Genomic DNA, 14,299 nt, shown 5'->3' on the forward strand with positions numbered 1-14,299 from the left:
TCCAATCTCAAGCTAGTCTTCTTAAACATTTAGAAGTTTCTCTTTCGTGAAATTTTTCATCAAATGTTTCATCATAGTTGTTGAAAATATCTTCTGTAGTGTAAAATCCAGCTGGTTTATTATAAAACTTCAAGGCAATATCTAAGGCTCCTCTTGCAAATATATTTTTTGAAAATGCTGTATGCTTAATTTCCAATGTTTCTCCATTTCCAGAAAATACAACAGTATGTTCGCCAGGTATTGTACCAGCTCTTAGTGCATGTGTTTCAATTTTATCTCTACCCGTAACTGATATAATATCTTCTGCCAATGTTTTAGCAGTTCCACTTGGTGAATCAATCTTTTTGCTGTGATGTCTTTCAATAATATCTATGTCAAAACTATTTAGCTCAGCAGATATATTTTTTAGTATTTTTCTAAATACATTTACACCAGGTGAAGTATTAGAGGATAACATTACAGGTATTTTTTTCCCAGCATTAATTATTTTATTCTTCTGCTCTAAATTATATCCCGTTGTACAAATTAAAAGAGCTGAATTTTTTTCGATATTATAATCTATAAGATAATCAATATTAGCAGGATTTGAAAAATCAATTACTACATCAACCTTATCTTTAATATCTTCTCCCGTATTCCCATTTCTCGGCGATAGTGTTCCAACAAGTCTAATATTTTCATAAGTTTCTAATTCTCTCTTTATCACTTTACCCATAGCACCATTTATGCCACAAATTACTATATTTATCATTTATCTCATCCTTTCAGAAGTTTTCTAACATGTTTCACTTAAAGCACCTATTCCATATAATTGCATTTCATTAATGAGTTTATCTCTGTTTTCATTAGACATTCTGTAAAGAGGTGCTCTAACCTCAGAACTGCACATATTTAATATACTCATAGCCTCTTTAACTGGAATCGGATTTGTTTCAATAAACAGTGCGTTAATTAATCCATTCATTGATAATTGAGCATTTCTTGCACAATCTACATCCCCATTAGCATAGTCATCTACCATTTTTTTTGTTTCTGATGGTAATATATTTGCAACAACAGAAATTACCCCATGACCGCCTAAGGACATCATAGGAATAATCATATCATCATTACCTGAATAAACTAAGAAATCTTTAGGACAAATCCTAAGTATTTCTGCTACTTGACTAATATTTCCACTTGCTTCTTTAATTCCTATAACATTATTTATTTTTGATAGTTCTAAGACAGTTTTTGGTTCGATATTCATTCCTGTCCTTCCTGGTACGTTATAAACAATTATCGGTAAAGTTGTACTTTTTGCAATCATTTTAAAATGATTTATAAGACCGCTCTGAGTGGTTTTATTATAGTAAGGTGTAACAATTAAAAGTCCATCTGCTCCTGATTCTTCACAAAATTTTGATTTTTCAATTGCAGTTTTAGTACAATTGCTACCAGAACCCGCTATTACTGGAATTCTATGGTTAACTCTGTCTATTACAAACTTAATTACACTATGATATTCATCATCTGTCATAGTTGATGCTTCCGATGTTGTTCCTGCTACAATTATTGAGCCCGAATGTTCAATATGCAAATCAACTAACTTTCCAAGGGTTTTATAGTCTATTTCTCCTTTTACAAATGGTGTCACCAATGCTACTCCACATCCTCTTACAATTTCATTCATGTCCTTATCTCCTCATTATTTAATATTCTTAAATAAATTCTATGCCGCTTACCATATTTTGTTAAAGTTAAAAAATGGTATAAAAAAAGCGACATAAGAGCAAAAGGGCTCTCAGACGCAATTATACAATAATAAAAACACTGAACCTTCTGCCCAGCATATTACAGCTCCTTTTTATAGAATTGGGAAGGCATCCTATAAAAACAGTATTACATCTATTAAATGTAAGCCCAGGAAGAAAATCTTCCTTCGGCGAATCACCCTTTCAAAGCATAGCTTCTACTCTTGATCTTCGCAACCTCTGTAATATACCCTAACGAAATATTTAATTTTGTTAATTATAGCCCCCATACAATTATATGTCAAGAGTAATTTGCCTTTTTATATGATTCTATTAAGTTTATGTTACAATAAGAAGTTTTTAATGATTTTTTAAGAAAGATATATTATAATCAACTAATGCACAATAATTATAATTTTAAGTATTTATTTATCAATTTGTTAAAAATATTAAAATTCTACACATAATATAGATTTTATATGTTAAATTTGACTATGAATAAAATCCTAATCAAGATGATATATTAAAAAGTAATTCAAGGAGATGATTTAATGTTATGTTCAGTATGTAAAAAAAATGTTGCTGTAATTTATGTAAATAAAATTATAGAAGGTAAGATGCAAACTATGGGCTTATGTATTCCTTGTGCTAAAAAACAAGGTATTGCACCTATGGATCAAATAATGAAGCAAAGTGGTATGAAACCAGAAGATTTTGATAATATAAATAATCAACTTTCTGAAATAATAGGTGATATGGATATTAATGAACTAACTCAAGATGCTCAAAATTTAGATGATGATAAAGATGGAAAAGGTATGAATTCTCTTTTAAATTTTATGAATACAGCATTTTCAGGAATTTCTAATTCAAATAATAAAGATTTCCAGCCTGAGGAAGATGAAGATAATGACAATAGTACACCTAACACAGGTTCTGGCATTGGAACTAAGGTAAGAGAAAAAACTAAAAGAAAAAAATTAAAGTATCTTGATACTTATGGTACAAATCTTACCGAACAAGCAAGATATGGAGAAATTGACAGAATCATAGGTAGAGAAAGAGAAATAGATAGAGTAGTTCAAATATTAAATAGAAGATCTAAAAACAATCCTGTTTTAATAGGCGAACCTGGAGTAGGTAAAACAGCTATAGCTGAAGGACTTGCTGTTAGAATATCACTAAAGCAAGTTCCTGTTAAACTTTTTAACACTGAAATATACTTGCTTGATTTAACTGCTGTTGTTGCAGGTACACAATTTAGAGGTCAATTTGAATCACGTATGAAAGCAATTATAGATGAAGCTAAGAAAAATGGAAATATTATAATTGTTATTGATGAAGTCCACAATATTGTAGGTGCAGGCGAAGCTGAAGGTGGCGCTATGAATGCTGCAAACATACTTAAACCTGCCCTAGCAAGAGGAGAAGTCCAAGTGATAGGAGCAACGACTCTTGATGAGTATAGAAAACATATCGAAAAAGATACTGCTCTAGAAAGAAGATTCCAACCTGTAATTGTAGATGAACCAACTGTTGAAGATTCAATTGAAATTTTAAAAGGAATTAAAGATTACTACGAAGATTTCCACAAAGTTAAAATTTCAGATGAAGTAATAGAACAATCTGTAATAATGTCAGAAAGATACATTACAGATAGATTTCTTCCAGATAAAGCTATAGATGTATTAGATGAAGCAGGCTCAAGAGCAAATTTAAAAAACAAAGGACTTGTTGAACTTGAAGCTCTCAAAACAGAAATCTCTAAAATTAGAGTAGAAAAAGAAGAAGCTGCTGAAAGTGATGATTATGAGAGGGCAGCTGAATTAAAAGTAAGTGAAATACGTATAGAATCTAAAATAAATGAATTATCTAAAGAATGTGAAAATGTCCATTTAACAATAGAAGATATTGCATATGTAATTGAAGCATGGACTAAAATACCTGTGCAAAAAATTAATCAAGTTGAAGCTGAAAAGTTAATTCATTTAGAAGATAGGCTTCATAGAAGAGTTATTGGTCAATCTCAAGCAGTTACAAGCTTAGCTAGAGCTATAAGAAGAAACCGTTCTGGCTTTAAGAAAAAGAAAAAACCTTCGTCATTTATATTTGTAGGGCCAACCGGCGTTGGTAAAACTGAACTAGCAAGAACATTGGCTTATGAATTGTTCGAAAATGAAGATGCCATGATTAGACTCGACATGTCTGAGTATATGGAAAAACATACAGTTTCTAAATTAATAGGTGCTCCTCCAGGTTATGTAGGATATGACCAAGCTGGATTTTTAACAGAAAAAATAAGAAGAAAGCCATATTCAGTAATACTTCTTGATGAAATAGAAAAAGCACATGAAGATGTTTTCAATATACTACTTCAAATTCTTGAAGATGGAAGATTAACAGATAATCAAGGAAGAACTGTTAATTTTGAAAACACTGTAATAATAATGACTTCTAATGCTGGAACCAATATAAAAGGAAATAGAATTGGCTTTGATAACAAAGAATATGAAGCTATGGAAGCAAAAGTTAAAGATGCTTTAAAACAAACATTTAGACCAGAGTTTTTAAACAGAATTGATGATACAATTGTATTTGCTGAATTAACACGAGATGAGTTAAGTAAAATAATTGAATTAATGCTTCAAGAAGTTGCAAATGAAGGAAATGATAAGAAAATATCTATTACTGTAACTGATGAAATGAAAAAATTCATACTTGAAAAAGGTTACAATTCTAAATACGGAGCTAGACCACTAAGACGTGCAATTCAAAAATATGTCGAAGATGAAGTTTCAGAAGCATATCTCAAAGGTATGTTAAAGGAAAATAGTAAAGTAAATGTTACTGTTGATAGTGAAGGTAAAACAGAATTAATTATTATATAATTTATATTTAAAATTAAACAACTTTGGTAAACTAATACCAAAGTTGTTTTTTATCATCTATTTATTTAAGAATGCTATGGCAAGGACTCCAGGACCAGCATGAGTACCAATTACAGGCCCGACCTCTGCTTCAATAATACTTTTAATTTGATATTTATCTTCAATAGTATTTCGAAGCACTTTTAGTTGTTCAGTATTTTGTGCATGAAATAATATAACAGTTTTACTTGCCAAATCAAATTTGTTTTCTTCTATCCAACTATCAAACCATTTTACAGTTTTATTTTTACCTCTAATTTTATCTATAACAGTTATTTGACCATCTTTTATAGTAATAATAGGCTTGATATTAAGAAGTGAACCAACCATAGCTTGACCCTTAGATAGTCTTCCTCCTTTTTCAAGATATTTTAGAGTATCTAATCCTGCTGCAACTACAATTTTATTTTTTAAAGAATCTAATATTTCTACAATTTCATAAATATCTTTATTTTGATTCACTAAGTCTATAGCCTCCATTATCAATGAAAATGTTCCAAGACAAACACTTCTTGAATCTATCAGATGAATCCTGTCACTTCCAATCATATCTCTAGCAATACGAGCTGATTCATATGTACCACTGAATTCCGAAGCTAAAAATATACCCAATACTTCATCACCCCTTAGTAAAATTTCACTAAAAGTTTCAATAAAAACGCCCGGTGAAACTTGAGATGTAGTAGGAAGTTTATCTGCTTTGCTTAATTTATCGAAAAAAGTTTCAGTGCTTAATTCAACCTTATCTAAATAAGAACCATCTTCAAAATTTACTGTTAATGGAACCATCTTAAGTTTATATTTATCTATAATTTCTTGTGTTACATCTGATGTACTATCTATTACTATTTTTATACTCATAATTACTCCTTGAAATTTATTTTTTATATCAAATTGTTTGATTATAAAAGTATTTATATAATTTTTTATCCCGAAATATTCGGGATAAATTTAAGACTTATATTTATATTTAAAAAATGAATCTATATTAGATAAGATTTTAATTAAAACTTCTTCTTCATCTACATTCAAACCCCAAACTGCTCCAGCAACTAAGTCTATATGAAAATCCTTATGAGCTTTATATGCTTTAGCACCCTTTTGTGAAAGCTTTATTTTCACTACACGCCTATCAGTTTCTGAACGACGTCTTTCTACATATCCCTTTTTTATTAGATTGTCAACAGCTGTAGTAAGTGTACCAGACGTAATTTTTAAGTCTTTAGCTGTATTTGACATGTTTCGTTCTTTATCTATACCTATATTATCTATAATATGCATTTCAGTTATTGACAAGTCAGAAAAATCGCCTGTACATAAACATTTTTCTTCAATATATAAGATATCAGCAAAGAGCGTTACAAGTATTTCATTAATCGATTCATGATTGCCCATAATATTCACCTCAAATACTTTGATAGTCAAATTATATTTGCAAAACACTTTTTTGTCAAGCGTTTTTATTATAGGTACATTAAAAAAGGAGGCTTCCTCTTGCCTCCCCCTTCTTATAATCTATTCATTGTGAATCTCCACAAAAAATCTTTTGCTTCTTCTGCATAATCAATATTTATTCGTTTACTTCTCTCTAAATTAAAATCCTTAAATCCATCATCTATAATATATAATTCATCTTTTGTTAAGTCTAATTTATTTTCGTTCTTTGAAATATTAAGTGCTTTACATAGCTTTCCTGGCCCATTAGATATGTTTTTTAATTGTTGTTTTGTAATATCTTTTAAACGCTTACCATACCTATTAAATGACATAATTTCAATATTTTCAATAGGTTCGATTCCTCTAATTAAAACACCACTTCCACAGCCTTCTCCTTCAGTTACTACATTAAAGCAATAATACATTCCATAAATCAAATATACATATGCATATCCCGGTGGTCCAAACATAACCTTAGTTCTATCTGTTTCGCCTTTATAGCAATGACTTGCTTTATCAATGGCACCTATATATGCTTCCGTTTCAACTATTCTTGCTGAAAGAATATCACCGCCATACTCTCGTACTAAAATTTTACCAATAAGTTCACTAGCTACCTTTAAAGTATCTCTATTATAGAATTCTCTTGTCAATTTTTTCATATGCTCAGTTCCATATGATATAACTTTAAAGATTAAACAATTCTTTAAAATTTTTATTAGTTTTATTAGCGACAACATTAACTGGAATGTTTTTTATTCTAGCAATTTCATCAGCAACATATTTAACATATGATGGTTCATTTCTTTTTCCCCTAAAAGGTTCCGGAGTTAAATATGGAGAATCTGTTTCTATAAGAAGATGCTCTAATGGTATTTCAAATGCAACCATTTTAGGAGTTTTAGCCTTTTTAAATGTCACAGGCCCTCCAATTGAAATCATAAAACCTAATCTAATGAATTCTCTAGCCATTTCAACACTACTTGAAAAGCAATGAAGTATGCCCCTAGCGCCACTATAATGTTCCTCTTTCATAATTTTCAGCACATCCTCATGTGCATCCCTATCATGAACTATATACGGCATATCTAGTTCTTTGGCAAGCTTTATCTGTTCTCTAAACCATTTTCTCTGAGTAATCCTATCTGTATTATCATAGTAATAATCGAGTCCAATTTCTCCAATTGCAAGAACCTTTTTTTTCTTTGATAGTTCACTAAAAATATCTATAGTATCATTTGTCATATCCTTGGAATCATGAGGATGACACCCAACTGCTGCATATATACAACTATACTTTTCTGATAAAGCTACTGCGTTTTTAGACGTTAACAAATCTGCTCCAGGATTTAAAATTAGTTCTATACCATTATCATTAAGAGATTGTATTAATTCATCCCTATCTTCATCAAACCTGTCATCGTCAAAATGAGCATGACTATCAATTAACATATTATTTTTCTCTTCCACTTTTTTTATCCTTTTTCTTATTTCTATATTCTTTAACTGTTTTTTTAAACTCATTTAGTTGTTCATCATCTTTTTTAAATACAATTTCTATAGTCATATCTCTATATGAAGTTTTATATAATATTTTAGCCTTTTGTCTGCCTTTTATATCTGGTTTTATATAATCAATACCTTTAATATCTCCCCATCTAACAAGATTTAACCTTTTAAATATACCTAAAGTAGTAATTTTAGTTTTCCTAGATAATGGAACATACAAAACAACGAACATAATTGGTAAAACTATCATTGTTATGGTTTCTATTGAATATAGACCTGTTCTTTTAATACTGTCTAACAATACTGCTACTGATGATAACATCATAAAAGCAAGCAACAATCTACTTGTTAATCTCATTGTTTTATCATCTTCATTAAGGAAATATAAAATTTCCACATTCTCTTTTCTATACTGTCTTCGTTTCTTTTCATTTGAATATATAATAATCAAACAAACTATTATCATAACAGGATAAAGCAAAGAAGTTATTGTAATATCGTTCATATAGTCATTCCCTTCTATTTCATTTGTATGAATTTATTGCATGGTAAAGTATATCATATGCATATTTAAAATTCAAGCGTTCAGGTATTGAAAAACGTACATTTATATTATAGCCATAATAATAAAGCTCAACCACTCTTTACAATTATTTGTAGTCTAACACATTATATTTAATTAAAATAACAAACCCATTGTATATGTATCATAATATTTGCCATCTTCATAATTATCTCTTATTAATGTACCTTCAATTTTAAAACCTTTCTTTTTATATAATTCAATTGCATTATAATTATCACATCGTGTCAACAGCGATATTTTTTTAGTTATACAATTTTGTTTTGACCAATTAACAAGATTATCTATTAGTATACCACCAATTCCCAAGCCACAATATTCTTCCTTTATAACAATACCTAATGTTCCCACATGCTTCATTTTACGTTTTTGAATTGAAGTAATAGATGCAGCTCCAATAATTTTTTCATTAATAGTAGCTACAATAAATTTTGAATTATCTTCATTTTTTATTCTCTCAATATATTTTTCTTCAGCATCTAGATCCGCCATAAATTCATCTTTACCAAAAGAAAGAAAATTAGTTTCTCCTCCTACTACATTATAAAAACTAATCAATTCTCTTGCATCATCTTTTTCAGCTTGTCTTATTATTACTTGGCTACCATCTTTTAATTTGAATGCATCCATTTTAATCTCCTGCATTTTAGATTTAATATATTTATTATTATACAGTACACCTATTAATACTTCAATATGTAATATCTATACACGTTAAAATCAAAGAGAGGTAAAAACCCCTCTTTTCAATTTAATATTTAATTAACTTCTTTTCAATCCATGCTGCAAAGAAATACATTAGTCCAGCAATTACTGCTAGAACAAATACACCCATCATAACTAAATCTAGCTTAAATACTTGGCTTCCATAAACAATAAGATATCCAATACCTGCTTTTGATACTAGAAATTCACCAACAATAACCCCAATCCATGATAAACCAATATTTACTTTAATGACGCTCACTATTAATGGTAGATTAGCTGGTATAATTACCTTTCTTAGTACTTGATTCTTATTAGCTCCAAAAGTTCTCAGCAAAACAATTTTATCATTTTCTACGCTCATAAATCCTGTATAAACAGTCATTGTGGTCACAACTACAGATATTGATGCAGCCGTTACAACTATACCAGAAAACCCTGTTCCTGCCCATAATATCATTATTGGTGCCAGTGCAGTTTTTGGTAAACTATTTAATATAACTAAATATGGTTCAAATATCTTAGCAACTTTTTCAGACCACCAAAGAAATACTGCTACTAATATTCCAATTGATGTCCCTAAAAAAAAGCCTGCTATTGTTTCCATAGTTGAAACATATAAATGATTGAACAAACTTCCATCTACAATAAACTTAAACATAAGATCCCAAATTGCTTTAGGACTACTAGTTAAAAAAGTGTCAATCATTCCTTTAGATGCTGCATACTGCCACAAAGAAAAAAATATTATTAAAAATAATATTTGCGATACCCTTATAAATCTCTTTTCTCTTTTTATTGATTGTAAATATTCTAACTGTTCTTTTGATACATGTTCATCCGATTTCATAGTGTCTTTGTTTTCTACTTTAGGAAGCTTGCTACTTTCCTGATACATCTAAATCCCTCCATATCTCCCTGAAATATCCTCCAAATTCTGTAGTATTTCTACACTTCATAGGAGTCCTTTCTCCTTCGCACATGCTAAATTCCATAATGTATTCTTTCTTAATTTTTGCTGGCCTTTCAGTTAATAAAATAACCCTGTCAGAAATACTAACCGCTTCAGGGATATCATGGGTAACTAAAATTGTAGATATTTTTTCCTTTCTTAATATTTCTCCAACTTCATTTCCTACAGATAATCTAGTTTGATAATCGAGTGCTGAAAAAGGTTCATCAAGTAGTAATAACTCAGGTTCAATTGCTAGAGTTCTAGCCAATGCAGCTTTTTGTCTCATTCCACCAGAAAGTTGCCTAGGATAATAGTTTCTAAAGTTGTACAAACCATATTTTTTAAGCATTTTTAAAACTTTATTAACATTTTCTTCTGTATCCTTGTGCTGTATCTCCAATCCAAGAATACAATTTTTTAAAATACTTCTCCATTCATATAGTTGGTCTTTTTGAAACATAAACCCTATATTACTTGTATTTACAACAACTTCACCCCCAGATGGTTTTTCAAGTCCCGCTAATATTGATAAAACAGTTGATTTCCCACAGCCTGATGGACCTACAATTGATACAATTTCACCTTTTTCAACCTTGAATGATATATCCTCAATAGCCTTTGTTTCATTGTTTATCGTATGAAATCTTTTAGAAATATTTTTTAACTCGCATACATATTCCATCATTTTACCTCCGTTAAAAATAAAAAAACGCTTCAACAACATACAATATATTATTCAAAATTCATTATAAAGTTAATGATTATTTCAATTATTAAAACTTAAAATTTAACTTAATAATTAAATAATATTATGAATTTGCGGAAAACTAATTTTAGAATAAAAAAGGTAGGTGATTTTATGTGGAAAAACTTATTAAATAAAATGAAATTTGGTAAGACAAAAAAAAATACTCCAGGCAATGTTTATATTCCTAATGAACTTGAAGTAAAAGAAAGAAAAGAAGATGTAGATGCTAATGAAAAGTAGAATTCTTTATTGGATTTCCAAATCTAAAGTATTTAGATTAGCGCAATAAAAAACTAGACATAGTCTAGTAAAAATCATAATATTAAACAATAGAGGGGGACTTTACTTAATAATATTTATTAACTATTGCTGTTTTGTAAATATTTCTTCATATATATATTATAAATTTCAGGATTATCATTAATAAAGAAAATAAAATTATTCATTTTTTCAATTGTTTCCTCATTTATTGCATGTTCTATTTTTTCTGTTTGTTCTAGCAAGTTATGATTTACGCCAATCAATTTCATAAAATTTGATATAACTTCATGTCTATACAATAAATATTTTCCTATTTCTATTCCCTTTTCCGTTAAATTAACATATCCATATCTCTCATAATTTACATATCCCAATTTAGAAAGCTTTTTTATCATTTTTGTTGATGACGGAGGTTGCACATTTAAGGCGCCTGATAACTCATTTACTCTAACATTATTTTTTTCGCACGATAATCTATAAATCATTTCTATGTAATCTTCCATTGAAGGAGATAATGATTTTTCATTATTCAAACTATACCCTCTAAAAGTATAAAAATTACTATCATTCATAATATCACCCTTAAATTATTTACACTTAACTATATATTATGCTATAAAAAAAATAATATGATTTTTAGACATAGTTTCAGCTAAATCTAAATTACATTAACACTACATCCCCACTATCACTATAAATATCTTATTTTTTTTTCATATAATTTCGTGCGCAATGTGTCAAATTTTGAATTTCTTCATAATATAAGTTATGATTGTTAGCTAAGGCTAAAATATTTGTTTAGCTATATATTAATGCTACAAACTAAATTTGATTTTAATAGGAGTGAAATATATATGAAAAAACTATCCGATGCAAAAGTAGGAGATTATGTAAAAGTAATACAAAATGATGCTCAAGATTCTTTAAAAGAAAGATTTCTCGCACTTGGATTAACAAATGGTGCTAATATAGAAGTATTAAGAAATGGACCCAAAAACAATTTAACCGTTTTTAGAATAAGAGGTGCCATGATTGCTCTAAGAAAAGAAGAATCAAAATACATTGAGATTATTTAGTTAGGAGGGATTTATATTGGGACTGACAGCACAATCTACTAAAAAGGAATCAATGGAAGATATATTTAATGTTAGTAAAGGAGATAACAAATATATAATTGCACTAGCTGGTAACCCAAACACTGGAAAAAGCACTGTATTTAATTATTTAACAGGTCTTAGACAGCATACAGGCAATTGGCCTGGTAAAACGGTTGTTAACGCTAGAGGCGAATACAAATACAACAATCAGAACTATATAATGGTTGATTTACCTGGGACATATTCACTATTTACCTCTTCAAAGGATGAAGAGGTTGCAAGGGATTTTATATGTTATGGCAACCATGATGCCGTTGTTGTTGTTGCAGATGCAACTTGCTTAGAAAGAAATTTAAACCTTGCCTTTCAAATTTCAGAACTTACAAACAATGTTATACTTTGTGTAAATTTAATTGATGAAGCTAAAAAAAAGAATATTACTATTGACAAAGAAGGACTAGAAAAAGAACTAGGTATACCTATAGTCCTAACTGCTGCAAGAAATGGCACAGGAATGAAAGACTTGCAAGAGAAAATAGAAGAATTAGTTACAAATAAACAATCATATAAACCAAACATAATAAAATATGATAAAGAAATAGAAAATTATGTTAATGAATTAACACCTTATTTAGAAAAATTAGGCGTTTCTAAAGTTAGATGGACTGCACTGAGACTTATAGATAGTGATACTGACATATTTTATCACAATTCAGATAACCTGCTAACTAAATCACAAGCTCTTGAAATAAATAATTCGCTCAACCTAAATATAAACAAACACGAAACAAGGGAAAAAATATCTGAAAAAAATTATAATTACGCAAAAATAATAAAAGAAAAATATGTAACAGAAGATTTTAAAAAAATGAATAGAGATAAAAAAATAGATGATGTAATAACATCAAAGTTATTTGGTTTACCAATCATGCTAGGTCTATTAGGTTTAGTATTTTGGATTACAATTCAAGGTGCTAACATACCATCACAAATATTAGCTGAAATATTATTTGCATTTCAAGAAAAATTAACTATGTGGTTTACTGCATTAGGTGTTTCTGAATTTATACATGGCGTTTTAGTGCTTGGATTATATAGAACCTTAGCTTGGGTTGTTTCTGTAATGCTTCCTCCAATGGCAATATTTTTCCCTATGTTTACACTTCTTGAAGACTTAGGTTATTTGCCTAGAGTAGCATTTAATTTAGACCATATGTTTAAAAAGGCATGTGCTCATGGGAAACAATCGCTCACAATGTGCATGGGGTTTGGCTGTAATGCAGCTGGTGTAATTGGATGTAGAATTATTGAATCTCCTAGAGAAAGGGTAATTGCCATTTTAACAAACAATTTTGTTCCATGTAATGGTAGATTTCCAACACTTTTAGCTATATCAACTGCTTTTTTTTCAGCTTCTAATACTCAAACAGGGAAAAGTATAATACCTGCATTCTTTATAACTCTCATGGTTATAATAGGTGTTTGCATAACATTGTTAGTATCATACTTATTATCAAAGACTATGCTGAAGGGAGTACCTTCTACATTTACTTTAGAACTACCACCATATAGAGCACCTCAAGTTGGAAGAATATTGTATTCATCTATTATCGATAGAACCATATTCGTTCTTTCTCGTGCTGTAGTCATTGCTGCCCCTGCTGGAGCAGTAACATGGCTATTAGCTAATATTTATATAGGAGATGCAAGCATCCTAATTCATGTATCTAATTTTCTAGACCCACTTGCTCGTGTCATAGGTCTTGATGGATTTATTCTCATGGCTTTCATAGTAGGTCTTCCTGCAAATGAAATTGTTCTACCTGTTTTATTAATGGGATATCTTTCAACAGGAACACTTACTGATTTTCCGAGTATAGAATACTTAAGAGAAATCCTTATAAGTAATGGTTGGACCTATCTAACAGCACTTAATGTGATGCTATTTAGTTTATTACATTGGCCCTGCTCCACAACTCTTTGGACTATAAAAAAAGAAACGGGCAGCATTAAATGGACTGTTGTTGCATTTTTGTTACCAACATCAATTGCATTCATTGTTTGTTTCATAACAGCAAATTTTTATAACTTGGTATTTTGATATTACATCTTTTAATTATTGTATAAAACACTTATTCTTTGAGTTCAAAAATTTTTGAAATCAACCTTCACTAAGTTATGTTTTTCTTCAACATAAATAATAAAAAAACCATATCAATATAAAATGTACCCTTTGTCAAGGACAATTTAAAAAAGACTATGCAACATCAAGAAGATGATTTCTGTATTGAACAGGAGTCATCTTTTTTAGTCCCCATTGATATCTAAAGTTATTGCAATAAAT

General features: G+C 29.4%; 16 protein-coding genes and 1 riboswitch. Of the genes, 4 read left to right on the plus strand and 12 right to left on the minus strand.

Going from position 1 to position 14,299, the window contains the following annotated elements:
• Positions 1–7: 7 nt before the first annotated feature.
• Both J2Z76_RS08785 and dapA read right to left on the minus strand, forming a co-directional pair.
• Complete coding sequence (locus tag J2Z76_RS08785; RefSeq protein WP_245210386.1) at positions 8–751, minus strand: 4-hydroxy-tetrahydrodipicolinate reductase; 744 nt, start codon at positions 749–751, stop codon at positions 8–10.
• A 24-nt stretch (positions 752–775) separates the two neighbouring features.
• Positions 776–1,672, minus strand: coding sequence for a 4-hydroxy-tetrahydrodipicolinate synthase (gene dapA / locus J2Z76_RS08790; protein ID WP_209511662.1), 897 nt, complete (start codon positions 1,670–1,672; stop codon positions 776–778).
• Positions 1,673–1,828: 156 nt separating this feature from the next.
• Positions 1,829–1,984, minus strand: a riboswitch (Lysine riboswitch).
• A gap of 300 nt (positions 1,985–2,284) precedes the next feature.
• On the opposite strand from dapA, the gene J2Z76_RS08795 reads away from it, so the two are divergent.
• Positions 2,285–4,621, plus strand: coding sequence for an ATP-dependent Clp protease ATP-binding subunit (locus tag J2Z76_RS08795; RefSeq protein ID WP_209511663.1), 2,337 nt, complete (start codon positions 2,285–2,287; stop codon positions 4,619–4,621).
• Between the two features lie 57 nt (positions 4,622–4,678).
• Here J2Z76_RS08795 and J2Z76_RS08800 read toward each other — a convergent pair whose 3' ends face one another.
• The 8 genes from J2Z76_RS08800 to J2Z76_RS08835 all read right to left on the minus strand — a co-directional run bounded on the left by J2Z76_RS08800 (position 4,679) and on the right by J2Z76_RS08835 (position 10,531).
• Positions 4,679–5,521, minus strand: coding sequence for a DegV family protein (locus J2Z76_RS08800; protein ID WP_209511664.1), 843 nt, complete (start codon positions 5,519–5,521; stop codon positions 4,679–4,681).
• Positions 5,522–5,611: 90 nt separating this feature from the next.
• Positions 5,612–6,055 carry a MarR family winged helix-turn-helix transcriptional regulator gene (locus J2Z76_RS08805; protein ID WP_209511665.1) on the minus strand — a complete coding sequence of 148 codons (444 nt, stop codon included), beginning with the start codon at positions 6,053–6,055 and terminating at the stop codon, positions 5,612–5,614.
• Positions 6,056–6,168: 113 nt separating this feature from the next.
• Positions 6,169–6,759 carry a DNA-3-methyladenine glycosylase gene (locus J2Z76_RS08810; RefSeq protein WP_209511666.1) on the minus strand — a complete coding sequence of 197 codons (591 nt, stop codon included), beginning with the start codon at positions 6,757–6,759 and terminating at the stop codon, positions 6,169–6,171.
• Between the two features lie 25 nt (positions 6,760–6,784).
• Positions 6,785–7,549 carry a TatD family hydrolase gene (locus tag J2Z76_RS08815; RefSeq protein WP_209511689.1) on the minus strand — a complete coding sequence of 255 codons (765 nt, stop codon included), beginning with the start codon at positions 7,547–7,549 and terminating at the stop codon, positions 6,785–6,787.
• Between the two features lies 1 nt (position 7,550).
• Positions 7,551–8,111, minus strand: coding sequence for a hypothetical protein (locus J2Z76_RS08820; protein ID WP_209511667.1), 561 nt, complete (start codon positions 8,109–8,111; stop codon positions 7,551–7,553).
• A 174-nt stretch (positions 8,112–8,285) separates the two neighbouring features.
• Positions 8,286–8,819: a GNAT family N-acetyltransferase gene (locus tag J2Z76_RS08825; protein WP_209511668.1), complete on the minus strand. Its 534-nt coding sequence runs from the start codon at positions 8,817–8,819 to the stop codon at positions 8,286–8,288.
• Between the two features lie 121 nt (positions 8,820–8,940).
• Positions 8,941–9,744, minus strand: a complete 804-nt coding sequence (locus J2Z76_RS08830; protein WP_209511690.1) for an ABC transporter permease — start codon at positions 9,742–9,744, stop codon at positions 8,941–8,943.
• A 31-nt stretch (positions 9,745–9,775) separates the two neighbouring features.
• Entirely contained in the window at positions 9,776–10,531 is a 756-nt protein-coding gene (locus tag J2Z76_RS08835; RefSeq protein ID WP_209511669.1) for an ABC transporter ATP-binding protein, read from the minus strand.
• A gap of 201 nt (positions 10,532–10,732) precedes the next feature.
• Here J2Z76_RS08835 and J2Z76_RS08840 point away from each other — a divergent pair, with 201 nt between their 5' ends.
• On the plus strand, positions 10,733–10,837 hold the full coding sequence (locus tag J2Z76_RS08840; protein WP_209511670.1) for a DUF3787 domain-containing protein: 105 nt from the start codon (positions 10,733–10,735) through the stop codon (positions 10,835–10,837).
• Positions 10,838–10,956: 119 nt separating this feature from the next.
• On the opposite strand, the gene J2Z76_RS08845 is transcribed toward J2Z76_RS08840, so the two are convergent.
• Positions 10,957–11,430 (minus strand): metal-dependent transcriptional regulator, encoded by a 474-nt coding sequence (locus J2Z76_RS08845; RefSeq protein WP_209511671.1) that lies wholly within the window; start codon positions 11,428–11,430, stop codon positions 10,957–10,959.
• A 282-nt stretch (positions 11,431–11,712) separates the two neighbouring features.
• On the opposite strand from J2Z76_RS08845, the gene J2Z76_RS08850 reads away from it, so the two are divergent.
• Positions 11,713–11,934: a FeoA family protein gene (locus J2Z76_RS08850; RefSeq protein WP_209511672.1), complete on the plus strand. Its 222-nt coding sequence runs from the start codon at positions 11,713–11,715 to the stop codon at positions 11,932–11,934.
• A gap of 16 nt (positions 11,935–11,950) precedes the next feature.
• Positions 11,951–14,056 (plus strand): ferrous iron transport protein B, encoded by a 2,106-nt coding sequence (feoB, locus tag J2Z76_RS08855; RefSeq protein ID WP_209511673.1) that lies wholly within the window; start codon positions 11,951–11,953, stop codon positions 14,054–14,056.
• A gap of 156 nt (positions 14,057–14,212) precedes the next feature.
• Here the strand turns inward: feoB and J2Z76_RS08860 are convergent.
• Positions 14,213–14,299 (minus strand): IS3 family transposase (locus J2Z76_RS08860; RefSeq protein ID WP_209511691.1); only part of this gene is annotated, 87 nt, incomplete at its 5' end.

It is taken from the genome of Sedimentibacter acidaminivorans, assembly GCF_017873955.1.
Classification (GTDB): domain Bacteria; phylum Bacillota; class Clostridia; order Tissierellales; family Sedimentibacteraceae; genus Sedimentibacter; species Sedimentibacter acidaminivorans.